General features: G+C 35.8%; 25 protein-coding genes and 1 other annotated feature. Of the genes, 8 read left to right on the plus strand and 17 right to left on the minus strand.

Annotation, left to right across the window (positions count from 1 at the left end; all coding sequences use genetic code 11):
• Positions 1–36: 36 nt before the first annotated feature.
• Positions 37–783 (plus strand): bis(5'-nucleosyl)-tetraphosphatase PrpE, encoded by a 747-nt coding sequence (gene prpE / locus TY11_RS16935; protein ID WP_042148954.1) that lies wholly within the window; start codon positions 37–39, stop codon positions 781–783.
• A 3-nt stretch (positions 784–786) separates the two neighbouring features.
• Here prpE and TY11_RS16940 read toward each other — a convergent pair whose 3' ends face one another.
• The 3 genes from TY11_RS16940 to yjbM are packed head-to-tail and all read right to left on the minus strand — an operon-like array spanning position 787 to position 3,124.
• On the minus strand, positions 787–1,668 hold the full coding sequence (locus TY11_RS16940; protein ID WP_042148957.1) for an RluA family pseudouridine synthase: 882 nt from the start codon (positions 1,666–1,668) through the stop codon (positions 787–789).
• A 20-nt stretch (positions 1,669–1,688) separates the two neighbouring features.
• A complete protein-coding gene (locus TY11_RS16945) occupies positions 1,689–2,489 on the minus strand; it encodes an NAD kinase (protein ID WP_042148960.1) in 801 nt (266 codons plus the stop codon).
• Between the two features lie 26 nt (positions 2,490–2,515).
• The gene (gene yjbM, locus TY11_RS16950; RefSeq protein WP_042148963.1) at positions 2,516–3,124 is read right to left on the minus strand and encodes a GTP diphosphokinase; all 609 of its coding nucleotides are present in this window, start codon (positions 3,122–3,124) and stop codon (positions 2,516–2,518) included.
• Positions 3,125–3,251: 127 nt separating this feature from the next.
• On the opposite strand from yjbM, the gene TY11_RS16955 reads away from it, so the two are divergent.
• The 4 genes from TY11_RS16955 to TY11_RS21185 all read left to right on the plus strand — a co-directional run bounded on the left by TY11_RS16955 (position 3,252) and on the right by TY11_RS21185 (position 5,759).
• A complete protein-coding gene (locus TY11_RS16955) occupies positions 3,252–3,818 on the plus strand; it encodes a CYTH domain-containing protein (RefSeq protein WP_042148966.1) in 567 nt (188 codons plus the stop codon).
• A gap of 68 nt (positions 3,819–3,886) precedes the next feature.
• On the plus strand, positions 3,887–4,264 hold the full coding sequence (locus TY11_RS16960) for a globin domain-containing protein (RefSeq protein ID WP_042148969.1): 378 nt from the start codon (positions 3,887–3,889) through the stop codon (positions 4,262–4,264).
• Positions 4,265–4,278: 14 nt separating this feature from the next.
• Positions 4,279–5,169, plus strand: coding sequence for a ClpXP adapter SpxH family protein (locus tag TY11_RS16965; protein WP_042148971.1), 891 nt, complete (start codon positions 4,279–4,281; stop codon positions 5,167–5,169).
• A gap of 410 nt (positions 5,170–5,579) precedes the next feature.
• Positions 5,580–5,759 (plus strand): hypothetical protein, encoded by a 180-nt coding sequence (locus tag TY11_RS21185; RefSeq protein ID WP_081755968.1) that lies wholly within the window; start codon positions 5,580–5,582, stop codon positions 5,757–5,759.
• Positions 5,760–5,956: 197 nt separating this feature from the next.
• Here TY11_RS21185 and pepF read toward each other — a convergent pair whose 3' ends face one another.
• The 7 genes from pepF to TY11_RS17000 all read right to left on the minus strand — a co-directional run bounded on the left by pepF (position 5,957) and on the right by TY11_RS17000 (position 13,507).
• Positions 5,957–7,771, minus strand: a complete 1,815-nt coding sequence (pepF, locus tag TY11_RS16970) for an oligoendopeptidase F (RefSeq protein WP_042148974.1) — start codon at positions 7,769–7,771, stop codon at positions 5,957–5,959.
• 100 nt (positions 7,772–7,871) lie between these two features.
• Positions 7,872–9,059 (minus strand): competence protein CoiA, encoded by a 1,188-nt coding sequence (locus TY11_RS16975; RefSeq protein ID WP_042148976.1) that lies wholly within the window; start codon positions 9,057–9,059, stop codon positions 7,872–7,874.
• 87 nt (positions 9,060–9,146) lie between these two features.
• On the minus strand, positions 9,147–9,839 hold the full coding sequence (mecA, locus tag TY11_RS16980; protein ID WP_042148979.1) for an adaptor protein MecA: 693 nt from the start codon (positions 9,837–9,839) through the stop codon (positions 9,147–9,149).
• A gap of 295 nt (positions 9,840–10,134) precedes the next feature.
• Positions 10,135–10,530 (minus strand): transcriptional regulator SpxA, encoded by a 396-nt coding sequence (gene spxA / locus TY11_RS16985; RefSeq protein ID WP_042148982.1) that lies wholly within the window; start codon positions 10,528–10,530, stop codon positions 10,135–10,137.
• Positions 10,531–10,770: 240 nt separating this feature from the next.
• Positions 10,771–11,364: a GNAT family N-acetyltransferase gene (locus tag TY11_RS16990; protein WP_042148985.1), complete on the minus strand. Its 594-nt coding sequence runs from the start codon at positions 11,362–11,364 to the stop codon at positions 10,771–10,773.
• 158 nt (positions 11,365–11,522) lie between these two features.
• The gene (locus TY11_RS16995) at positions 11,523–12,749 is read right to left on the minus strand and encodes a putative glycoside hydrolase (RefSeq protein WP_042148988.1); all 1,227 of its coding nucleotides are present in this window, start codon (positions 12,747–12,749) and stop codon (positions 11,523–11,525) included.
• A 473-nt stretch (positions 12,750–13,222) separates the two neighbouring features.
• Positions 13,223–13,507, minus strand: a complete 285-nt coding sequence (locus TY11_RS17000) for a hypothetical protein (protein WP_052345878.1) — start codon at positions 13,505–13,507, stop codon at positions 13,223–13,225.
• Positions 13,508–13,694: 187 nt separating this feature from the next.
• Here TY11_RS17000 and TY11_RS17005 point away from each other — a divergent pair, with 187 nt between their 5' ends.
• Complete coding sequence (locus TY11_RS17005) at positions 13,695–15,947, plus strand: outer membrane protein assembly factor BamB family protein (RefSeq protein ID WP_042148991.1); 2,253 nt, start codon at positions 13,695–13,697, stop codon at positions 15,945–15,947.
• Between the two features lie 50 nt (positions 15,948–15,997).
• Here TY11_RS17005 and TY11_RS17010 read toward each other — a convergent pair whose 3' ends face one another.
• The 4 genes from TY11_RS17010 to TY11_RS17025 form a co-directional block, all read right to left on the minus strand.
• Positions 15,998–17,152, minus strand: a complete 1,155-nt coding sequence (locus TY11_RS17010) for a PQQ-dependent sugar dehydrogenase (RefSeq protein ID WP_042148994.1) — start codon at positions 17,150–17,152, stop codon at positions 15,998–16,000.
• 309 nt (positions 17,153–17,461) lie between these two features.
• On the minus strand, positions 17,462–18,463 hold the full coding sequence (locus TY11_RS17015) for an inorganic phosphate transporter (protein WP_042148996.1): 1,002 nt from the start codon (positions 18,461–18,463) through the stop codon (positions 17,462–17,464).
• Between the two features lie 12 nt (positions 18,464–18,475).
• Positions 18,476–19,087: a DUF47 domain-containing protein gene (locus TY11_RS17020; RefSeq protein ID WP_369797421.1), complete on the minus strand. Its 612-nt coding sequence runs from the start codon at positions 19,085–19,087 to the stop codon at positions 18,476–18,478.
• A 166-nt stretch (positions 19,088–19,253) separates the two neighbouring features.
• Positions 19,254–19,547, minus strand: a complete 294-nt coding sequence (locus tag TY11_RS17025) for a DUF378 domain-containing protein (protein ID WP_042148999.1) — start codon at positions 19,545–19,547, stop codon at positions 19,254–19,256.
• Positions 19,548–19,764: 217 nt separating this feature from the next.
• Here TY11_RS17025 and TY11_RS17030 point away from each other — a divergent pair, with 217 nt between their 5' ends.
• Positions 19,765–21,822 carry a catalase gene (locus tag TY11_RS17030; RefSeq protein ID WP_042149002.1) on the plus strand — a complete coding sequence of 686 codons (2,058 nt, stop codon included), beginning with the start codon at positions 19,765–19,767 and terminating at the stop codon, positions 21,820–21,822.
• A 117-nt stretch (positions 21,823–21,939) separates the two neighbouring features.
• On the opposite strand, the gene TY11_RS17035 is transcribed toward TY11_RS17030, so the two are convergent.
• A complete protein-coding gene (locus tag TY11_RS17035; RefSeq protein ID WP_042149007.1) occupies positions 21,940–22,797 on the minus strand; it encodes an MBL fold metallo-hydrolase in 858 nt (285 codons plus the stop codon).
• 174 nt (positions 22,798–22,971) lie between these two features.
• Positions 22,972–23,144, plus strand: a binding site (T-box leader).
• A 54-nt stretch (positions 23,145–23,198) separates the two neighbouring features.
• On the opposite strand from TY11_RS17035, the gene trpS reads away from it, so the two are divergent.
• Positions 23,199–24,188, plus strand: a complete 990-nt coding sequence (gene trpS / locus TY11_RS17040) for a tryptophan--tRNA ligase (protein ID WP_042149010.1) — start codon at positions 23,199–23,201, stop codon at positions 24,186–24,188.
• 327 nt (positions 24,189–24,515) lie between these two features.
• On the opposite strand, the gene TY11_RS17045 is transcribed toward trpS, so the two are convergent.
• Complete coding sequence (locus TY11_RS17045; protein WP_042149013.1) at positions 24,516–25,289, minus strand: YjbA family protein; 774 nt, start codon at positions 25,287–25,289, stop codon at positions 24,516–24,518.
• Between the two features lie 139 nt (positions 25,290–25,428).
• Positions 25,429–25,635, minus strand: coding sequence for a YuzI family membrane protein (locus tag TY11_RS17050; protein ID WP_042149016.1), 207 nt, complete (start codon positions 25,633–25,635; stop codon positions 25,429–25,431).
• Positions 25,636–25,647 lie beyond the last annotated feature (12 nt).

Genomic DNA, 25,647 nt, shown 5'->3' on the forward strand with positions numbered 1-25,647 from the left:
AACTATTCTCGCTTTTCATTATATGGGGGTGAGACAATGAAAATAGACGTTATTGGTGATATCCATGGTTGTTATAACGAGTTTTGTTCATTATTTGAGGAATTAGGTTATAAAAAAGAACAAGATGTATACATCCATCCTGATAATCGTATACCAATTTTCGTTGGAGATTTAACAGACCGTGGACCTGAATCCATTAAAGTCATTCAACTAGTTTATGATATGGTCATCAAAAAGAATAAAGCTTTGTATGTACCAGGCAATCACTGTAACAAACTATATCGTTTTTTTCTTGGTAATAATGTAAAACAACAGCATGGACTTGAAACTACTGTAGCAGAATACGAGGCACTAGATAAAAAAATGCAAGGAAACATCAGCAAGCAGTTCATGCGCCTATATGAAGAGGCACCACTTTATTTAGAAATACCAGAAGCCAATGCAGTTGTGGCACATGCAGGCATCAAAGAGTCCTATATTGGTCGACATGATAAAAAAGTGAAAACCTTCGTTTTATATGGAGATATTACTGGAGAATTTGACGAGGCTGGAAGGCCGATTCGTAGAGATTGGGCCCAAAATTATAATGGAGATGCCTGGATTGTATATGGGCATACACCTGTATTAAAGCCAAGAAGGGTTAATAAAACGATTAATATTGATACAGGATGTGTTTTCGGGAATAAGTTAACCGCTTTTAGGCTTCCTGAAGAAACAACTGTCTCTGTCCCATCTGAACAACCATTTAAGGTGGAAAAATTTAGATCCTTTCCAGATGAATAATCATTATTCATCTGAAAGGATCTTTTTCATATCTTCTGGTAATTCTGATGTAAAGGTCATCCATTCCTTTGTTTGAGGGTGTTCAAAACCTATAGAATAACAATGCAATGCTTGACGAGGAATAATATCATTCGAACCACCATATAAATCATCACCTGCAAGTGGGTGACCTACATGTGAAAAGTGAACCCGAATTTGGTGTGTTCTTCCTGTTTCAAGCTGTACATCCAACCAGGAATATAAATTAGTTTGTTTTATGACTTGGTAATGGGTAATGGCGCGCTGCCCATCGGTTCTAACTACCCTTTCAATAATAGAGCCTTCTTTCCTTCCAATATTTGCATCAATAATACCCTGCCTATCTTGTAACATACCTTCTATAATTGCATAATACTTTCTTTTCACTTTCTCCTGTTTCTGTAAAGCAGACAAAATCGAATGGCTGTAACGATGCTTGGCAATTAACAATAGTCCTGATGTATCTCGGTCAAGTCGAGTAACAACATGAACTGTGTAGGGAATATCATTCTTTTGATAATAATATAGAATTCCATTTGCTATTGTATTGTTACGATGATTTAAAGCAGGTATCGAGGCAATACCTGCTTGTTTATTAATAACCAAAACAAACTCATCTTCATATATAATATCTATTGGAATATTTTCAGGACTCATATTAATCCCTTTTGATTCTTCAGGAAACTCGATTCTGACAAGGTCTCCTGACTTTAAACAATAGCGCACATTCACTTCTTTTTCATTAACCAATATGCTACCACCATCATAAATAAGGCTTTTCAGGATTCTCCTTGAAAAGCCTTGTCCATTCCGCAAAAAATCTCGCAGCAGTTTACCTTCATCTTTTTTTTCAATTGTCCATTTCATGAAGTATTCACCTTAGCTTTTTAATTATTATCTGCAATAAATGAGTCACGAACACGATTCCAGAATGGAAATGGTCTAAAACGTGCAAAGCGAATTTTTTCTTTTGCTACTCGACATTGGATTGATTTAACGTTTGTATAGTTATGCGTATTATGATCAATCGTAATAAAGAAACTACGGTCTACGATAGGCTTCAATAAACATGTATGATGCTTGGGTAAAATTAATGGTGAACCAATAGTTCGGAATACACGATTATTAATGGATGCCATTTCTGTTAATTGTATGGCTTCTAAAGAGGGGTGGATGATTCCACCACCAAGTGCCTTATTATAGGCTGTGCTTCCAGAAGGTGTTGAAATACATAATCCATCACCACGGAAAGTTTCAAAACGTTCTCCCCTAATTTCAACATCAAATACAACAGAGCTTTCCGGTGTTTTAATAGTCGCTTCATTTAAAGCTAAATAGCAATCCATCTTATTTCCCGTTTTGGAACGAATAATAACCTCTAATAATGGATATTCCACAATATGATACGGAGTCTTCGCAATTTCAATTACTAGCTTTTCTAACTCCTCTGGTAGGTAATCTGCATAGAACCCAAGGTGACCAGTATGTATCCCAATGAAGGCTGTGTTGCTTAAGCGATGCTGATATCGGTGGAAAGCCTCCAAGAAAGTTCCATCACCACCAACCGAAATAACTAAATCTGGCTCTTCTTTATCATATACTAAATCAAAATCAATCAAATGCTGTTTCATTCTTGCTTTTATTATGTTCGATCTCTCATCACCTTTAGAAATGATTTTGAACTTCATAACATTACCTCCCTTTACCACTGGCATTATTTTCGATGAAAAATCCGCTGTGCTTCCTGTACTTCTGTTTTTATTTTAGACATTTCCTCATCCAGCTTGAATGCTGCTTCTGCTGCTCGTTGCAATCTCTTTTTAACATCTACCGGAATTCTTCCCTTATATTTATAATTCAATGAATGCTCATTAGTAGCCCAGAAATTCATGGCAAGTGTACGAATTTGGATTTCTGCCAGAACCTTTTTATTACCATGAATTGTTTCAACAGGATATTCAATAGTCATATGGAATGAACGATATCCACTGGCTTTTTTATCAGAGATATAATCTTTTTCTTCAATAATGGTGAAATCTTTGCGGGAACGGAGCATTTCGACTACCGTGTAAATATCATCAACAAACTGACATACAACGCGGACACCAGCAATATCTTGTATTTCTTCTTCAATTCTCTCTAGAGGAATTTGTCTTTTCTCCGCTTTTTCTAAAATACTTTGTACTGGTTTTACTCGACCAGTGATAAATTCTATTGGTGAATGCCTTGCTTCATACTCAAACTGCCTACGCATTCCTTTTAATTTAACTTTAAGTTCTTCGACAACCTGTGAATATGGTGCAATTATTGCCTCCCAATTCATCCTAACACCACCTGTGACTAATAACTATTCGTCCTTATTTTAACACAATTAAAAAGGATATTCTTTGCATATTTACTTCAATTTAGACATAATCAATGTAATTAACGAAACTTTAGGAGAAATATGTATGGCACAAGAAATAGAAATTGAATTTAAAAACCTACTTACGAAAGCTGAATATGAAATTCTACTAAATTACCTACCTTTTCCTAGTGTTGGGAAAAAGCAAATAAACTATTATTTTGAAACGATAGATTTCAAACTACGCCAGCATAAATCTGCTTTGCGAATACGAGAGAAAAATGGGAAGTACCAATTAACATTAAAAGAACCGTTCGGGGATGGACTGCTAGAAACTCATGATAGTCTTATAAAAGAAGAAGTAACAGAATGGCTTAATGGTAACCCAGTACCAAAAGCAGAGACATCTGAACAACTTAGTAAAATGAATATTTCAATTAACGAGTTACAGTATTATGGTAGCTTATCGACAATTCGGAGAGAATATATTCATAGTGGTCTGATCTATGTTCTAGATCATAGTAGCTATCATAATCACGAAGATTACGAGTTGGAAATAGAAGCTAAGGATAAAGAATCCGGGTTGAAAGCACTCGAAACCATTTTAATGGAATGCGGGATTACTAGAAAAGAAACTCCAAATAAAATTGCTCGTTTTTTCCAAAAGATGTAATCAGATAATTTGCCCAGCCTTCACTAATGTTGCTACAATATATACACAAACTTTGAGGAGTAATTGCAATGCATGGAACTATATACGAGGCAATTGGTGGTTTCGAGACGATTGACCGCCTTGTCACTCACTTTTATAAACTAGTTGGGAAACATCCAAAATTAACCCCGATTTTCCCTGAAGATTTAACAGAAACGGCTAGAAAACAGCGCCTTTTCTTAACTCAATTTTTCGGTGGTCCTAGACTTTATACAGAAGAACGTGGTCACCCAATGATGAGACGGAGACATTTACCATTTGAAATTACACCTTCTAGAAGAGATGCTTGGTTAGAATGTATGGAGCTAGCATTGGAAGAAGCAGAAATCGATGAACCTTACCGTTCAGCTATATTTGAAAAACTAACCATGACCGCCAACCATATGATGAATACACCTGAATCATGAAAGGAGATATCGATGTGAGTTGGGAACTACTTGAGCTTTTGAGCTCACAGAAAGCAAACACATCGTCCGAATATAGTTGTGGTACTATCAAAAAACCAATTGAAATTTATTTATTTATCGACCCGATGTGCCCTGAATGTTGGTCACTTGAGCCGTATTTAAAAAAGCTATCAATTGAATATGGACGATTTTTTACAATTAGACCAATAATTTCAGGAACTTCTAAGCCACTTAACCATGATAATTTTGACCAACCAAGGAAACTTAGAGAAATTTGGGAACGAACTGCTTCTAGGACTGGAATGAGTTGTGATGGTGACCTATGGATTGAGAACCCTATCCATTCACCTATTACCGCCTACCTAGCAGTAAAAGCTGCCGAGCTACAAGGAATTCGTTTCGGAAAAGTATTCTTACGTAAAATACAAGAAAGTTTATTTTTAAAGAAGCAAAATATATCAGATGAAGCAGTTCTCCTAGAATGTGCGAAAGCAGCAAACTTGGACATTCAGGAGTTTAAAAATGACCTCCATTCTGTTTCGGCAATGAAGGCCCTACAAAGCGACTATAAACTAAACGAAGAAATGGAAATTGATTATATGCCCACTATGGTCTTTTTCCATAAAAATATTGAAGAACAAGGGATTAAAATCTCTGGACTATATCCATACGATATATATGTGCGCGTACTAAGTGAGATGGTTGAGCATCTACCAATCCCCTCACAACTTCCATCACTAGAAGACTTTGTTCAACATTATGGAGTTGTTGGAACAAAAGAGGTTTCAGTAGTTTATAACTGGTCTATGGAGAAGGCTGAGCGAGAAATGAAAAAACTACGCTTAAAACAATATGTACAAAAAATCCCAGCAAAACATGGTTCATTTTGGCAATATATTAAGTGATAAAGTCTATATTTATATGCATTATTGATTTGTATGAACCCAGTAGATTTCCTGGGTTTTTATTTTTAGTTAATTTCTAATGGGGGATTGCTTGGAAGAAAGGGGAATTGTCAAAAGCCAGGAGCATTGTAAATAACCAATCCATTTTCAAACAAAAAAATAAGGATATACGGGGCAGCGTATATCCTTTTTCTCACTTCTTTGTATATAACAAAGGGGGATGGGAGAAAGTTTCATGATCAAACAAAGGGGTTTTGTTTGTGATTCATCTCACATATATAATATAACAAGGACACACATTTTTTTCAACAAGTTTGTTATACATTTCACAAATCTGTCACTTCTATTCCCATTTCTGATCACATATATATTAGTAGACCATTATTTACGTTAATAAGGGGGATAATCCAATGCGAGAATTGCTTCCATATTTATTTATCATCCTTACTTTCTTTGCTGTATTTTTAAATATATTTGGCTTAATGCAATTGATACCGTTGTACATAACATTACCGGTTCTGTTTTTTTGTATTTATATTACATTATTCTCGTTTACGAATAGGAATAAATTTCGTGGGCGAGCACGGTGACTGGTTGAATCAATTCGAACGATGCAATGAATTGTGTAACCTAATGAGTTGTTGCATGAGGTTATGAATTCGCTCTATACATCACTTTGGTTGAAATAATTAATAAAGCACTCCACACACCATTTTGACAAAAAACGGGGTTAACTTGATTATATTTTCAAAAAAAGAAGGATGACCAATGTCATCCTTCCTTCTACTTATTTATTCAACAAAAGTTTTTCCATTTCATTAAGCTTTTCTTCAAACACATCTAATGCATCTAAAATTGGTTGTTTAGATGTCATGTCTACTCCTGCTTTTTTCAATACTTCAATTGGATAATCACTGCTACCTGATTTCAAGAATCCTAAGTAGCGTTCTACTGCTCCTTCTTCACCAGATAAGATTTTGTTTGCAAGTGCAGTCGCAGCTGAATATCCTGTTGCATATTGATAGACATAATAATTGAAGTAGAAGTGAGGAATTCTTGCCCATTCTAAACCAATAGCTTCATCCGAAACAACTTCTTCGCCAAAATATTTCTTATTAAGTTCATAGTACATATTCGTTAAATAATCAGCAGTTAATGCTTCACCTTCTTGTGCACGCTTGTGAATTTCATGTTCAAATTCAGCAAACATCGTCTGACGGAACACAGTTCCACGGAATCCTTCTAAGAAGTGATTCAAAAGATACAACTTTTGCTTTTCATCATCTAATGTTTTTAACATATGATCATTTAGTAAAGCTTCGTTACATGTGGAAGCTACCTCAGCAACGAAAATAGAATAATTACCATAACGGTAAGGTTGGAATTTTCTTGTGAAATAACTGTGTGCTGAGTGTCCAAGCTCATGTGTCAATGTAAATAGGTCATTTACGCGATCCTGCCAGTTCAATAGGATGTATGGGTTAGTTCCATATGCACCAGAAGAATATGCCCCACTACGTTTCCCTTTATTTTCTTCGACATCAATCCAACGATTGGCGAAGCCCTCCTTAATAACCTCTAAATATTCTTCTCCAAGTGGTTGAAGACTATCTAATACGTACTCCTGTGCTTTCTCATATGGGATATTCATGTCTACATCATGCACTAAAGATGCGTACATATCGTACATATGAAGTTCATCTACTCCAAGTACCTCTTTACGTAATTTAGCATAGCGGTGTAACAATGGTAGTCTCTCATTTACTGCTTCTACTAGGTTGTCGTATACTTGCTCAGGGATATTATTGTTATCGAGAGCTGCTTGACGAGCAGATTCATAATGGTGAGCTTTTGCATCGAAATTATGTGCTTTAACCGTTCCGCCTAATGTAGACGCAAATGTATTTTTAAATTGACCATACGTATCATACATTGCATTAAATGCTTCTTCTCGAACACGACGTTCTTTAGATTCAAGGAAACCAACATAACGACCATGTGTTAAATCCACTTCTTCCCCATCTTCATTTTTAATACTAGGGAATTTTAAGTCCGCATTGTTAAGCATGCTAAATGTCTGTGATCCAGTTGATAATGCTTCTGATGCCTCAGCAAGAAGTGCTTCCTCTGTTTCACTTAATACGTGCTTTCGTTGTCTTACTATTTCATTTAGGACATGTTCATAATGTTTTAATTCTTCCTTTTCATCCAAATAGCGTTTAATAATTGCTTCATCCATTTTTAAGATTTCTGGCACTAAATAACTCATGGAGCTTTGAGCTAATGTCAACACATTTTCTGCTTTTGCATTAAGTGCTTGATAGAATGAATTAGTGGTATCTTGATCGTAGCGCATATGTGCATATGTATAAAGTTTTCCAAGTCTTTCTGATAATTGATCTTGCAGTTTTAAGACATTGAATAATGTATCAGAAGACCCTGCTACTTTTCCTTGATATTCACTGATCCCGGGAATATCATTTTTAAGGTTATTAAGTTCTTTTTCCCAGTCCTCGTCTGACGAAAAAATATCCTCTAAACGCCAAGTTCTTTCTACAGGTACTTCGCTTCTTGCTTGTAGTTCTTTAGTCGCCTTTGCCATTTTTCATCCTCCTATACTTCTCTACATAAAGTAATTCGTCAAAAAACTAAAAAATTCCTGCCGAACCACCTAATAATTAGTATAACGAAACATATATGAATCATGCTCGTATTTTGTCTTGAAAAAATTTTGAAAGTTCATCCATTATCTTATTATCTCCTGCTAGAGCATCTTCAATATGCGTATAATGTATTAGCACCTTCTCTTTCACAAACTGATTTTTTGATAGCTGCTTTATAATATTTAGGGTACAAAGAATTTGGAGGTATTCAAGAATGGGATCACCTGAGGACCTGATAAGTGGTAATGATTCATTGGAAATTGACTGCTGTAATTGATACCGGCAAGCACTTATTGTAAAAACTCCGTTTAGAGGTAAAGGATCGATGATTTCTAAGCATATTCTGCTCTGCCAGTCCCATTGTGGAGTCTTCATCCCGAATTGCGAAGGAACCGGTAAATAAATAATGGATGGTAAGTGCTCTCGATGAGTTCCCTTAGAGTAAAGCCAGTGGTACCAAAGTTTTTCTTTGCCATCTGTCCTTTTTGGCTGGTGGATTCTAAACTTATATTTAGCTTTCTTCCATTCAGTTATTAAGATGTTAGGCTGTATAGGAGTGGTCTTAAACAAGTTAATAAACCGCATATGTTTAAGTTTCTTTATGGCAAAACTTCCAAACATTTGATTTTTTCGTATTTGATACATGTTAGAAACAGTAAGGAAGTTGTTTGTTTGGGAGTCAAAGAAATACAGTACTGGTAAAATATCGTGGCGATATTGATGAAGAAATTGAAGAATAAAGTGATCCGTTTTTACTTGATTTCTACCGGTGCGTTGAAATAGATTGCCACCTAGTATCCATATAGGTTGGATACCTTCGGATAAATAGCCTTTTGTGCGACTTTTAATATCAACCGCTGATATTCTTGCACATTGATATTCAACTGCAATTTTTTTAGCTTTTATTCTTATAAAAATATCAGGTCGCTGCTTGATGGAAGGAATATACTCCTCCAATGATACCGTTAATCCTTGCTCCTTTAACCACCTAAATAATAAAAGTTTTCCCTTTTCATGATACGCCCCTTCTCCTCCTTCATTTGCCTGGCAGTTTGTAATACTAAGATGGGCAAAATGAGCAATCGTTTTTGAACCGGCTCTAATAATTACTTTATTATGACATGTAGGACAGAAAAATTGTTGATTCTCCCGAAGTGTTTCAATTTCCTCTTTGGAATATTGGAACAGAGTAATTAACTTTCCACTTTTTAATTTTGCTTGAAGCAAAAGAATCACCTCCATCTTTACATAATTCGACAGAGGTGGTAAAAATCCTGCTTCCTGAAAAAAAAGACGCCCCCGATAGGCATCTTATTAAACATTTGCAGGAAAGTGTGCACGAACTTCTTCGAAAGTGGTAGTATCAAATATCTTCTTACCGTATTCTTCCAATACATGAATTGTAATATTCGAATCATCACCATATTCAAATATGCGTGAAATAATATCTTCTTGTGAATTCTCATCCAGTACATCTTGTGAAAATTCCATATATAGATAGTACTTTCCATTATAGAAATATAAGGTTTCTTCTTCACTACCAGTATCCTCTTGGAAGTGATGACTTAATTGAATCACATCTTCGAAATCATTAAAGCCTGCAATAATCCAAAGGTTTTCTTCAATAAAATCCTCTTCTAATTCCGTGTTATTCTCACTTTTACCAAATTTTTCTTCCAAGAAGGATTCCACTTTTTCATCAACTGGAATATCTAGTGTAGAGCCATCTTCATCAATCGGGAATTCTAAGTTATCCCCATTTTTTGAAAGTTGAGCTTTAGTAACAACAATTTCTAAACCTTTTTCTAGGGCATGAACTTGGATCCATAAAGGGCCATCTACATGAAAGTCTTCTTGATAATTTACCTCGTCCATCATTTGCCAAAATAGTTGTTCACTGCGTTCGCGATTGTACCAAATCTCTTCTCTTCCAAAACCACGATCTTCAATATCCACATAAGAGATAAAGAACTTAACCGTGTTTTCATTAATTCTTTCGATTTCCATGTATTTCTCTCCCTTCTTTTATTATTAAGCAAAAGCCTAAACCCTGATACTACAAGAGCTTTTGCTTTTTTAAATAGGCAGAAGAAGGTCTGCTCCTTTTCTATATATAAAAGAATGATATCTCATTAATATTGTATGTTAGCATATTGCTTAATGGAAATTAATATGCCTATAAATATCTATTTAAATTATTATTTTAACTTAAATTAACGGTTTTGTCACCTTATTATTCGGATATCAAAAGCGCAGATCATCCAATTCGATCTGCGCTTTTTACTTTTACATTTATTACCTACTAATTCACTATGCGTCGTGCTTCTTCTAATTGAAATGCACGTACAGTTCTTGGTAAAAATCTGCGAATCTCATCCTCATTATATCCAACTTGAAGTCTTTTATCATCTAAAATGATTGGTCTTCTAAGCAACCCAGGATTTTCTTGAATTAATACTAATAATTCTTGTAATGGAAGTTGATCAATCGTTACATCCAGATTTTGAAATGCTTTGGAACGAGTTGATATTATTTCATCTGTTCCATATTCAGTCATTCGTAATATTGATTTTATTTCATCCAATGATAATGTTTCAGAGAACATATTTTTTTCTGTAAAAGCAATATCATGATTTTTCAGCCACGTTTTTGCTTTTCTACAAGACGTACAACTTGGTGAGGTATAAAGTGTTACCATGGTACTTCACTCCTCAATCTGTAGTTCCATTTTATGAACATTTAATTTGTTATTAAATTAAAATTAATTTAAATAACAACATATATGATTATACTATATGTATCTAGTAAAGGATAGGTCATATCCCATCTATTTTGTAATGTTCACAAAATGTTTTAATTTACTACCATCTTTCCCAAAGCTTTTTTTTGGTAAACACTATAATTCCATTAGAAAAGGCTGCACTTGGCAGCCCCTCTATTACTTTAGTTGATTTTTTTCCAGCCTAGCTAAAATATCATCAGACTCTCGTGCTTCATCGAAAGTCAATACTTCGTCAACAGGTTGATATGCCTGACCGTACAGTTCTTCATCTTTATACGTATGAATAGATTCATACATTTTTTTCATTTGTTCAAAGATCATTTCTTCTGTTTCATTATTTGGGGACCAAAAAAGAATTTCCATCGGGTTTTCCTTATTGGTTGCCAAAGATCTACGGTTATATCCAATTGATTGTGCATGACTAAACCCTTCTCGCTTATAAAAATGAAGTCGCTTTTCTGTATCCGAGTCATCATAATCAACAGGTTCTACTTCCAGAATGACTGGCTTATTTCGTTGTTTAAGTTTTTCAATAAGCTTATGTCCAATCCCTTGTCCTCTCGATCTTGAAGAAACCCATACATAATCAATAAAAATAAACGTATCGAATTCTGCGTACATCATTACATGATATGGACCTTCATCTTTATGATAAACGTCCCCTTTTTCTTTTAGCAAAAGCTCCATATGCTCTTTTGATTTCATTTCCTCTATTGGAAAATATTCACTTAATTTCTCATACCAATCCATGGATCTACTCCTTCAACTTTTCTACGTTGTAAGTATAACGAAATAACAGTTATATGTTAAATCGTCATTTGGGTTGTATATGTTCAGTATGTGTAGTTATCTAAAAAAAAGCGAAAAAAAACGGAACTTTTTATTAAAGTTCCGGCTTTTTTCATACATTATGGCGTATAATCAACGTTTTCACTATATGTGTTACCAGCATTCCAAATTAGATACTCATTTATTCCATTATCTTGCAATGCTTTAATCTGTGCTTCTACTTCTTCTTTTCCATATTGTGTAACTGGAATACCAGTCCCACTGTATATCCATGGTGCTTCAAAATCCTGTATCCAAGGTCTTGAAACTGGTGGATTTTCGAGTTTTGAAAGTACTTCAATTTCCACCTTTGCATATTCATCCGTTAAGCGGTAAGGCTCAGTATCTGGGAACGGAATGCCAAAGTAATTATTGGACCAGTGACTTGGATAAATCATGGAAGAAATGACATCAACATTTTCAGATATCTTTGAGAAGTTTTGGCCTATTCCAGGTGCTTCTGTAATTGTTGCAGAATATCCAAAAATATCTACAGCTACATCGACATCATAAGTCTCCAATTCTTTTTTTGCGTAGGCTACAAAGTCTGTAACTGCTTGAACACGTTTTTGAACATCATCAGTGTCATCGTCAGCGTATTCCCCTTTAGAATAGCCTAATTGATCGTCGCGATGTTCAAATCCCTCAGGGAATCTAACATAGTCAAACTGAATTTCTTGAAATCCTAATTCTGCTGCCATTTTAGCAAGTTCAACATTATATTCCCAAACTTCCTGTTCAAACGGATTTACAAAAGCTTCCCCACGGTTATTTTTCCAAACCGAACCATTTTCAGTAAAAGAAAGTTCCGGGCGTTTCTCAGCAAGAACACTATCTTTAAACACAACAATCCTTGCAATTGGATAAATTTCATTTTCCTCAAGGGTTTTCATCATCTCTTGAATATCTTTAATATAATTTTGACCGAGGTCAGAAAAAGGTGAATCTTCTTCTGGTATAAATGTTAAATAACCAAAGTCGTCCTTAATATCGATTACCATGGAATTTAAATCAGAATTATTAACTAAGTCTACTAAATAATCAAATCGACTACCACCAGCAGAATGTCCTGTTACATAGATCCCACGAACTGCATCAGGATATTCAAAATGATAGCCTGAGTCAAATACAAATCTTTTTAGATTTGTTTTTTCTTCAATTAATTGAATGGATGTTTGCCGTTCTTTATGAAAGGCAGCTAACAATTCTTCGTCCCCACTACTTTTAGTCGGTATTGCAAACGGAAGTATAATGACGAGTAGGAGAACAATTGGTATCATGATTCTCTTAAGATGTTTATTATTCATTCTATCAATCTCCTAAATTAAATTTTAGCTTGCTCCCGGGAAGTTGATACAAGCAACTTTACGTTTGCAACACTTTTATATTCATTATAGAACAGAAACACTAGTTTTTGAATGGTATTTACTAGATTTTTGTCTTTTTCTTAGAAAGTATGTCGAATCTACTAAACTTCCTCATTATTTACAAAATATTTAAGCTGAAGAAAAAATGACGTCTTGATTGAGTATTACGGTATTTTTCTATGGTTGCTGTGCATCATGTGCTTTATAATTATGGTTTTACCGGTCAAAAATGTGCATGAGGAGACATCTCAAGTACTTTTCACCTGGTTTTCTTGTCCAAAATGTGCATGAGAAGTCGCCTCATCTACTATTCCCCTCAGTTTCTCAGACAAAATGTTTATGAGAACCCTCCTCATCTACTTTTCCCTTAAATTTCCTATCCAATATGTGCATGAGAAACCGCCATCATAGTGTCACTCATAATCCAGCCAAACTGTACTGCTGCCACATCTACAACGGTCGGATCTTGCCCTTCTCCGTAAATTGGTGGATAATGGTAATTCCCTTAATGTATAAATACAAACCACCAATAATAATGTAACTAATGATGTTGCATAAACCTTTCTAGCCTTATTCCATTCCTTCTTAATAGGCTCATAATCACTTTTTTCTCTTGACTTCCAAGCTATTACTGCATACACAACTATTACTAGACTCATAAAAACTAGGCTTGTAACCCATGCTGCTGTTTGAACCATTTTTAGACCTCCCTATTTTTAATGAGTTATTTTTCTGCCCTGATCATATCTACTTACACAACACACTCCTGTAAAAAAAGTCACAATATCAATGAAAATTTAGGGATTTTTAACTATAAAAGATTAATTTGTAATTATACGGGCAAATTACAGAAGAACTGTTATATCTTAAGAAAGGAGTATGAAAATGGATAAACAAATGTGGATTGTAATTGCTGCTGTTGCTATTTTAACAGTAGTTGGATTTTTAGCTTTTCAAAATATGGCAGAAGATCACACCACTGAACCTCCAGCTGGAGAAAATCAAGCCGAGAATGATCAAGCAGCTGAGAACAACGAGACGGAATCTACTCCAACACCAAAAGAAGATCACACCGCTGTTCAACACTCGGAATATCAAGGTGAGGTAGCACCTGAATTTTCTTCAGAACAATTACTTAAACCACCAAGTACGAATTGGATTACACACGGTGGTGACATGTACAATCGAAGATACTCCACATTAGAAAAAATCACTACTTCCAATGTAGCTGATTTAAAACTTGAGTGGGTGACTAGTTTAGGCTCTGGTTTAGAGTTTAAATACTCTGCAGAAGCAACTCCGCTTGTATATGATGGCATTATGTTTAATATTACTGGTGCTGACGTTGTGCAAGCGATGGATGCAACGACTGGAGAAATCATTTGGGAATATGTCCCCCAATTAGCTGACGGTTTAGACACAGCGTGCTGTGGCTGGATCAGCCGTGGAGTGGGACTAGGAGACGGAAAAGTTTATGTAGGTCTCTTAGATTCCAGATTAGTTGCTTTAGACCAAAAAACTGGAAAAGTTGTTTGGGAAACAACTGTTGATGATTGGGAAAAGGGTTATACCATTACCGCTGCTCCTCTTTATCACGACGATAAAGTATATATTGGAGTTGCAGGTGGTGAATATGGTATTCGCGGCTATCTGGCAGCCTATGATGCAGATATGGGTAGAGAGATTTGGCGTACGTATACGGTTCCAGGCCCTGGCGAAGTAGGGCATGATACATGGCCACAGGATAATGATGCATGGCTTAAAGGCGGAGCCCCAATATGGCAAACACCTGCTATTGACCCGGATCTCAACACAATTTACTTTTCAACAGGGAATGCCTCACCAGATTTTGATGGTAGTAATCGAGCTGGGGATAATCTATTTACAGCCTCAATTTTGGCTTTAGATTTGGAATCAGGAGATTACAAATGGCATTTTCAAGAAGTTAAACACGACATATGGGATCTAGATGCACCAAATCCAGTAATCTTATTTGATGTAGAAATAGATGGAGAAAATAGAAAAGGTCTTGGACAGGCAGGTAAAACTGGCTGGGTATATCTACTGGATAGAACGAATGGTGAGCCACTCATTGGAATAGAGGATAAGCCTGTTCCACAAGATGAAAGACAGAAAACGGCAGCTACCCAGCCATATCCAGTTGGTGATAGCTTTGTTCCTCAATCCATTACAGAAGAGATGGCGAAAAAAGATCTCGGAGAAGACTTTGAATATGAGATTGCAGATTTGTTTACACCATTTTGGGATGAACCAGTTACAATTACACCTTCCCCGCAAGGTGGTGCTAACTGGCCACCATCAGCTTACAATCCTGAAACGGAATTATTTTATGTGTTAGGTAACTGGACATATTTCGCCTATGCACATAATGAAGGCGATGAAGCAAACGAATATAAAGAAGGACAGAATTGGATAGGTAGTGTTATGCAGCCAATTCAAAATGCTCCTAACCGAGGAACTGTCACAGCAATTGATGTAAAAACAAATAAAATTGTTTGGCAAAAACAATGGGATGACCTGGCGTATAGCGGCGTTTTAACCACTAGTGGAGATCTCGTATTTGTTGGTCATAATGATGGAAGAATAATTGCATATGATGCAACAAATGGTGAGCAACTTTGGGAATTTATGACAGATGCTGGCGCGAATGCACCACCAATAACTTATGAAGTTGATGGAAAACAATATATTTCCATATTCTCTGGAGGAAACTCCCTTGCCGGCACACAGCACGGTGATAAAATTTACACCTTCTCGTTAGAAGGACAGTATGCTACCTTAGAAGATGTACCGGAGGAAGATATTAATTCATCACCGTATTTTAAAGATACAGATAATGAAGAAAGTCAAGGACAGACAGAAGCTCCTGAAGGTGACGCAGTTGTTCAAGAAGGGCTAAAAATTTATGAAAATAACTGTTTAGCTTGTCATGGTGCTGAGGGTGTTGGTGGTCATAATGGACCGAAGCTTAGCAATCTCGATTGGACAAAGGAAGAATTAATTGAACAAGTTAAGAACGGTAGTGGAAATATGCCACCGTTCGAAGGAAGCTTATCTGAAGAGGAAATAAATGCTGTAGTTGAATATTTAGAGTCACTAATCAACAAAAATAAGTAAGATAAAAGATAAAAGAGGTAATTGCTAGTAATGCAATTACCTCTTTCCAATTAATTAGCAGATGTTTTCTCTACTAATGGGATATGAATCAAACGATCATCTTTATCCGTTGGTTCACCACGGCTGTCATGGTTACTCGTCACAACATATAAGGCATCTTCTTCTATGAATACATCACGTAGTCTTCCGGCTTCATCATAGAAATCTGCCGTTGTGTCTGTGGCTATATCATATGTGAAAATCTTCTTACCAGCTAAGGAAGCAATATATAGTTTACCATCACTAAATCCAACCCCGGATGGTGCCCATGTAGCTTCACCAGAATGGACCAATGGCGCTTCCATACCTTCAGCCTCTTCATCTCCTTGAATCTCTGGCCAACCATAGTTCTTACCTGCTTCAATTAGATTAATTTCATCATGACCATCTTCACCATGCTCTGAATTGTACATATTTCCATCATCATCCCATGTAAACCCTTGAGAATTTCTATGTCCATAAGAGAATACATAAGAATCTTTAAATGGATTGTCAGAAGGTATGTCGCCATTTAGTTCCATACGTAAAATTTTACCAGCCAGACTATCTAAATCTTGCGCTAATTCATTTTGACCAACATCACCAGTAGTAACATATAGCTTTTCGTCAGGTCCAATCGAAATTCTACCACCAGTATCCTTTTCCCCACCTGGAATATTATCAAAAATTACCTCTTGTTCCTTCCATGTGGATCCATCAAGCACTAGTGAAACGATACGGTTCAAAATTTTCCCATCCTTATCATAAGTATGATAAGCAAATGCTTCCTTAGATTCTTCAAAGTCTGGAGCTAACGCAAAACCAAGAAATCCTGCCTCTCCTTTATGGAAAATCTCTTCGGATAAGTCAACATCTTGTACATCTACTATTCCAAAGTCACCATCAATTTCTACTACAGTTCCATCACGTTGACTTAAATAGAATGTACCTGCCGTTTTGTTAATCGTCCAAGGAATGAAAAGTTTATTAGCATTAATATTGCCGTCATCAGTTGCAAAAACCTCGATTGATTCCTCAAACACTTGAACTGTATCTGGTTCTTTATTTTTTTCCTGATTAGCTTGATTGGTTTCGTTCTCTGGTGAGTCCTCATCATTAATGAATAGGAATACAAGTGCTGCAACTAAAAGAACTCCTATTAAACTTAGAAAACCATATTTCTTCAAATCATTCACCTCTTAGTTTTTTTCTTCGTATTAAGACGAAGTAATCTCTAAGAATAGTTATTTCCAAAATTTTGTAACTTATACATATTTTCATAGATTGAATAGTATTTTCACAGAATAGCAAACTAAGTGAATTAATTGGTGCAATCCCAAAATATTTTTTAGTTGGTGCAAGAGCTTAAAGGAGGGATTAAAAGGACAATTATAAGATGTATTGTATAATGGGATATTCATGTGTAATTGGGTAACCATTCCTATCCCTAAAAAAGAGGTATTCAATACTCTCATGCAGAATACCCGTAATCTTTATCAGCTCATAAAAAAGGATAGGATTACATAAGCCAAGCCTGCTAAAGTTGCGGAAATTGGCAATGTAATAACCCAAGTAATTAACATATTCTTCGCTGTCCCCCAATTTACCCCTTTCACACGATGGGCAGTTCCAACCCCCATAATGGATGATGAAATTACATGTGTCGTACTTACTGGTAAATGAATCAATGTTGCTCCAAAGATAACAGACGCACCCGTTATATCAGCAGCTACGCCATTAACAGGACGTATTTTCATTATTTTACCACCAACAGTTTTAATTATTTTCCATCCACCTACTGAAGTTCCTAGACCCATTGCCGTTGCACAGGCTAATTGAACCCAGAATGGTACCTCATGTGTCGAAAGGTAGCCATTTGCCATTAACGCCAATGTAATAATCCCCATTGCCTTTTGCGCATCATTTGTACCATGAGAGTAGGATTGGACAGCCGCTGTAGCTATTTGCACTATACGAAAATTACGATTGGTTTTAGCTAAATTTGCATTTCTGAATATTGTCTTAATAATGGTATATACAATATACCCTGCAACAAAAGCTAAAATCGGTGAAATAATCAATGCAGCAAGAATATTTAAGAACCCTCCCCACTGAAGCTCAGAAAAACCAGCAGCTACAATAGCTGCACCAGCAATGGAACCGATTAATGCATGGGAGGAACTGCTAGGTATACCATAATACCAAGTAATTAAATTCCAAGTTATTGCAGCAATTAATGCCGCCAGTATAACTAGTGAGCCATTTGGCAAAGTAAATGGATCGACTATATCTTTTGTAATCGTTTTAGCTACTCCTGTGAATGTCATTGCACCTACAAAGTTCATTACTGCTGCCAAAATAATTGCATGACGTGGTCGTAATGCTTTTGTTGAAACAGATGTAGCAATTGCATTAGCAGTATCGTGAAATCCATTAATAAAATCAAAAGTCAGAGCAAATATTACGATAAGTACTGTTATTAAAAATATACTATCCATCATTCAGCTCCTTTAAGCATTCTTCATGATAATTGTCTCAAGTGTATTCGCAACCATTTCACACGCATCCGCAATATCCTCAAAACTCTCATAAATTTCTTTAAATTGTATAATCCGAATAGGATCTTTCTCTGTTAGAAATAAATTCTTAATCGACTCCCGTTCAATGACATCACATTTAGATTCCATAGCATTAATTTTGATGACTTTTTCCCGTATAGCCTTATACTTTTTGGTTGTTAACAGTTCAACTGAATCTAATATTTCATAAGAGCATAATTTAATTTCTTTCACAAACTCAAGCATATATGGATTAATATCGGTAACATTATACATCTCAAATAATGCTGCACACTCCTCCAAACCATCCAATACATCATCCATAGAATTGGCTAAATATAAAATATCTTCACGTTCTATTGGAGTTATAAATGTATTATTAAGTTCCTTAATAACCTGATGAACTATTTCATCGCCTTTATGTTCATATTCTTTCATTTTATTCGTAAAGATAGCTAAATCCTTTTCGGATTTTACCTTGTAGTCAGAGAAATAATCAGCAGACTCTTTTAAATTAGTTGCGATTCCAGTTAAATAATCTGCAAACTTATTCTTTTTTGCCATAATAATTCCCCTATTCATAAATTTTTTCTTAGGTTAAGCAAGACCGGTAATATTTATCCAACTGAAAAGGAAATAGTGTTTAATCTATTGTTCGTTTTCTTTACTGATCAGTGTAATCCACGATACAAAAAAAGTAGAGCTATACAGATGTACAGCTCTACTTTTACTATAGATCTTTGTCTTCTTTATTAACTCTTGAAAAGTCTTCTTCTTCCGCAAACTCAGTACCATAATTCAATCTACCTGTTGCTGTATTATTATCTTCTCTTGCTGGTTCAAATAAATAAGGAATACTCAACAATCCAGCTAGTCCAACTAAAGAATAGACAATTCTAGAGAATAACGCATCTTGGCCACCAAAAAGCGTTGCGACCAAATCAAAATCAAAAAGTCCAATTAGTCCCCAATTTATCGCGCCAATTATTACTAAAGTTAAAGCTATTCTTTTTAACGTGTCCATTACAATTTCACCTCCACTTTCAATTCCATATAAGGCAAAACAAATCTTGACTTTCCTAAGTCATTATTATCTTCTGCCATTTAGCAAAAATTCATACCAAGAAAAATGCATTCGGCCACCATTTTCTACTTATCTATAAATATGTAATAAGTACCAGGTATGAGGCATAGAATATAAATGGCAATTTTTATAAAAAATTTAGGATGGGTGATTACACATGGATGATAAGTCATCAAGAAACCAAAAGCCTCCTACTGATCCGAAACAGGAGCAATTAGATCAGTTCCGAATACAAAATACCGGGAAACCAATGACGACATTGCAAGGAAAAAAAAGATCACAGGATACAGATCAATTAAAAGCTGGCGTGAGAGGTCCTTCCTTAAGGCAAGATTATGAGTTCTTTGAAAAAATGGCGCATTTTGCCCATGAAGAAATACCAGAAAGAGTAGTTCATGCAAGGGGTTATAGTGCACATGGTGAATTTGAAAGTTACAAGTCCATGAAACATGTGACAAGAGCAAAATTCTTATCAGAAGCAGGAAAAAAGACGCCTTTAACAATCCGCTTCTCTACCGTACAAGGCCCTAAAGGTTCCTATGATACGGCTAGGGATTTACGTTGTCAGGGCGTTAAACTATATACAGAAGAAGGAAATCTTGATTTGACAACGATAGCAATGCCAGTATTAATTAATCAAGACGCGATGAAGTTTCCAGATGCGATGCATGCGTATCAGTCGAAGCAGGATGATGATATACCAACTGCTACCGGTGCACACGACCATTTTTGGGATTATGTAGCCAACAATCCAGAGTCACTTCATATGGTGACATGGATTATGTCTGACCGTGGTATTTTAAGAAGCTATCGTATGATGGAATCGTGGTCAATTAATACGTACTTATTTGTTAATGAACAAGGGAAAGCAACATTTATGAGATATGTTTGGAAGCCTGTCCTCGGTGTTCATTCCCTGACTCAGGATGAAGCAATTAAAATTGGTGGAATTGACCCTGACTTTCACCGAAAAGATCTGAGAGAAGCAATTGACAAAGGTTTTTACCCGGAATATGAATTAGGTGTCCAGCTCATTCCATTGGAGGATGAGTTTAAATTTGATTTTGATGTTTTAGATCCTTCTAAGTTTTGGCCAGAAGAACTCGTCCCAGTTCAAATTATTGGCAAGATGACATTAAACCGAAACATTCAAAATTACTTCACAGAATCTGAACAAGTCGCATTTAATCCAGGGAATGTCGTTCCTGGAATTGATTTTTCCAATGACCCTGTCCTACAAGGAAGGTTAATGGCCTATAGAGAGACACAGCAACACCGACTTGGCAGTGCTAATTATGATGAATTACCGATTAACCGGTCACTTTGTCCATTTCATAACAACACGCGTAGAGGTTTTATGAGACAGCGAATTGACGTAGATGAGGTAAACTATCATCAAAATTCTTTAGCAAATAACACACCATATACAGTACCACCAGAGGAAGGCGGTTATGAATCCTATCCTAAGAAAGTAGAAGGACACGTTATACGTGCTAGAAGCGATTCATTCAAAGATTACTTTTCACAAATTAGAATATTTTGGAATAGCATAACACCTATTGAAAAGCAACACACAATAGAAGCGTTCATCTATCAGCTTGGGAAAGTAAAAAGTGAATCAGTTCGCCAGCAAAATGTCGATTTATTGGCCAATGTAGATAAAGAACTAGCTACAATTGTTGCCGATAATATTGGTGTTAATCCTCCAAGTGGTTCTCATGTACCTGTATCAATTAGTTATCCTTCTCTCAGTCAATTTAATACACCTCGTTATGCAGTAACGCAAAAAGTAGGTGTACTGGTTGGCAATGGATTTAATGGGAGGGAAGTAACCAGTGTACTCACTGCATTACAACAACAAGGCATTTTTGTTGTAGTCATAAGTGAAAAGCTTGGTACTGTCACAGGTTCAGATGGTACTAAACTTAAAGTCAACGATATCTTTCTAACATTAAGCCCGTACCTAGTTGATTCACTCTATATAGTGGGTGGAAGTGCTAGCAATCAAGAAAGATTCAATTCAGATGTAACAAATTTCATACATGAGGCCTATAAACAATATAAACCAATTGGTGTTGCTACAACGGGGCAGTCGTTTATACAGACTTCCAATAATAATAATTTAGCAGGTGTTGTGTTTGCCGCTAATAATCCAAACTTTGAAAGGGACTTTGTTACTGCAATTGGTCAAATGCGTTTTTGGAATCGGAGATAAAATATAAGTTTAGAAATACCTGGGTTAATTTCTCTTATAGCGGTAGGAAAAGATTATTACCTTTCTATCGACAAGAAAAAGCCCCAATCATTTATTATGATAAGGCTTTTATATCTTTTAATGTAAATTATCATCGACATATTTTCCATAGTCTGGAACAGCAATATGATCAAATTCTTGTACTAACTTTTCTAAGCTCTCGGAGAGTAAATGACCAGTCATAGGTAATCCATGACCTGTAACGGCAACAGTTGGTTTTAACGCTTCTAATTTAATCACCGATTCCTTCGCAGCTTTCCAATCGGTTGTTAGATATCTCGGTGGACCATTTATTTCCTGTTGCTGAGTTAAAACTTTATATAGCGAATCTTGTTTTACAGTTATAAAAGCATCCCCAGCAATTAATGCCCTGTCCTTATCCCGAAACAATGATACATGACCCGGGGTGTGTCCAGGTGTATGGATCCAATGAAACTCGGGCATGTGTGGGACAGTTCCATCAGAAGGCAGGGCCTCTACACTATCTCTTAAGTTGATAGGTTCAATCGGAAACATTGGCGACATTTTTGCTACCATACCACCCTCAACAGTTGGGTCTGGCTTAGGGTAGCTTTTTTTCCCCGTTAAAAAAGGCATTTCTAATTCATGTGCATAGACAGGAATTTGCCAATGCTTAATTAAATCTATAATTGCTCCGACATGATCAAAATGTCCATGTGTCAAGATGATAGCTTTAGGACGACTGTTCTTACCAAAACGTTCCTCGGCAATTGAAATAATGGTATCTGCAGAACCAGGCATACCTGCATCAACTAATACAAATTCTTGTGTTTCTGGATTTCCTATTAAACTGATGTTAACAATTTGGATTGTATGATAGTATAAATCTGGTAATACTTGAATCCCCATTCCACTTCCTACAGAAGTTGTAGGAATATATTTATAATCACTACCATAATTCATTTCCTTTTCCATCTATGAAGCCTCCTCTATTTCCAAACTATCATAGGTATTGTTCCACAAAAACAGCGTGAATATGAATGCTACTTGTTAGGCAGTAAAATTATCCTTCATTAGGCTCCCCACCCTAAATTAGTTTTCTCACTTGCATTTCCGGAAAGGACTATATATAATAATAAAAAATCAATATCGTTAGCAATGAAAAAGGCGTAGTACTTTTACCCTCTGATTTTTAGAGAGCTTGTGGCTGGTGAGAACAAGCATCAAGGTAAAATGGAATTGGACTTTGGAGCTAATTATAATGAAGTGATCTTATTGTTTTAAGATAATTAGGGTGGCAACGCGGTTCATTCGTCCCTTCTATTAGGGGATAAATGGGCTTTTTTTATTGTCCAAAAATAAAGGAGTGATTATTCATGAAAACAATCTTTTCAGGTATCCAGCCTAGTGGCTCTTTAACAATCGGAAACTATATTGGTGCAATCCGTCAATTTGTCGAGCTACAGAACACACATAACTGCTTTTTCTGTATTGTTGATGAACATGCCATTACTGTTCCACAGGACCGCTTAAAACTTCGTAATAACATCCGGTCTTTGGCAGCATTATATTTAGCGGCAGGAATTGACCCTAACAAAGCAACATTATTCATCCAATCAGAAGTTCCTGCCCATACACAGTTAGGATGGATGATGCAATCGATTAACTACATGGGTGAACTAGAACGCATGACACAATTTAAGGATAAATCTGAAGGTAAGGAAGCTGTTTCAGCAGCACTTTTCACGTACCCATCCTTAATGGCTGCAGATATCTTATTATATCAAGCAAACTTAGTACCAGTTGGTGATGACCAAAAGCAACACTTAGAACTAACACGCGACCTAGCTGGACGTTTTAATAACCGATTTCTAGAAGTCTTCACTATTCCAGAGATTAGCATTCCAAAAGTGGGCGCACGTATTATGTCACTTCAAGACCCAGTTAAGAAAATGAGCAAATCAGATGAGAATGTAAAAGCATCAATCTTTATGCTTGATGACCCAAAACAAATTGAAAAGAAAATAAAAAGTGCTGTGACAGACTCTGAAGGTATCGTAAAATACGATAAAGAAAACAAGCCTGGTGTAACCAATTTATTAGATATCCACTCTGCTTTTTCTGGTGAATCAATTACAGAGTTGGAAACTAAATATAAAGGTAAAGGATATGGAGATTTTAAGCAAGGAGTGGCTGATGCAGTTATTGCCGTCCTAAAACCAATCCAAGACCGTTATTATGAGATCTTAGAATCAAGTAAGTTAGACGATATCCTTGATGAAGGTGCTGAAAAAGCCTCACTAATTGCAAATAAAACTATTCAAAAAGCAAAAAAAGCAATGGGACTTGGACGAGTGAAAAAGTAAAATCAGTGGACAATAAAGGTACACATGAAATATTTTTTTAAAGGCTCGGTTTCATTCAAGTGATCTCGAGTCTATTTTTTATACTGTTTAAACGTAAGTATGATGGTCCAATCTTTATTTTGGGTGGAGTTATAATTTCTACTTATATTCGAAAAACAAGACATCAATAAAATGGTATTTTGTAGTTGAGCGAATATCTTAATAATTAACTGACATAGAAACATTCCAAATTTCATGTGAACATCTTACATTCCGGGAGAACTTTCTTACTTCCAGTTGTTTAATTGTACAAAACTCAGTGAAATAGAAAAAATCAGTGAGAAATACTCACTGATTTTTCGATTTCTGTTTTGAAGCACCTTCTGCATAATTATTTTCAAGCTCCCACATTTTTTCAAGGAAAGGTTGCCCTTTAATTAACTTTTCACAAAGCTCCTCATGAGCCAGACTCCAGCCATATTTGACGCCATCATATAAAGCTTGCCAAACCTCTTCTTCATCCATGTAACGAATATCAGGATACTTTTTTGGGTCCCATTCCGTTAACCAATAACGTAACTCTCCAATATTATTAGATGTACGAAGCTGGTCTAATCCCATCATTAATAATTGCTTTACTTGTCTCTCTCTTCTAGTTAAACCAAATACAAGGTTAGGAGACATCGATAACATATGATATTCCTTTACATAATTAGAATCATCGAAGCCGAAGCTTTGGGCTTTTGTCTTTTCAATCATTTCATAAACTAATTGTTCTTGCCTTGGGATTAACCGACTTTTTCGAATTGGAATACGGTAACCTATTGTGTCAATTGCTAAAATGTCATTTCCATCTGTTATAATGCATGCGTATTCAACTACAGAACGCTCCTGACCTTTACGAGTATATGCACGTTTATAAATAGCATCTAGTAAGCCTTGTGGTAAATCGTGCATATCATTTTCAATATATTGATAAAGCGATTCTGTTATGTAGATTAATGGTACTTGGTCAAGTAATTCGATACCGTCGTCTTTACGCCATTCATGAAAATAACAAACATTATAACCGTTTTCTTCTCCTTCAAACCAGTTCACCCAAACATCGTGTAAATATAACATACAACACCCCTCACTCCCAAAATGAAACATTCGAGGTTGTTCAAAAATTACCAGTAATACCATAATTTTTGAACATACGCTTTAAAATACATTATGACCATCATTTAAAATTTTATTCGAGAGAGCGCAAATTAACTGGTCAAGGCTTAAACGGAGATGTATAGATAACAAAAGTCATAATTAATAAACCAATCGGCAAAAAATAACATTCCAACCGTCCACTTACAAATAAAAAGTATTCAGCCCATGACACACCTGCCGGTAAAAAGTTCATATAGGAAATTAGTGTCACCCCACCAGTAACAGCAAGTCCAAATCCTATTAAAAACAAAAAAATATAGCCCATCTTTTCTACCAC

This window comes from Paucisalibacillus algeriensis (genome assembly GCF_000577245.1).
In the GTDB taxonomy this organism is placed as follows: Bacteria; Bacillota; Bacilli; order Bacillales; family Amphibacillaceae; genus Ornithinibacillus.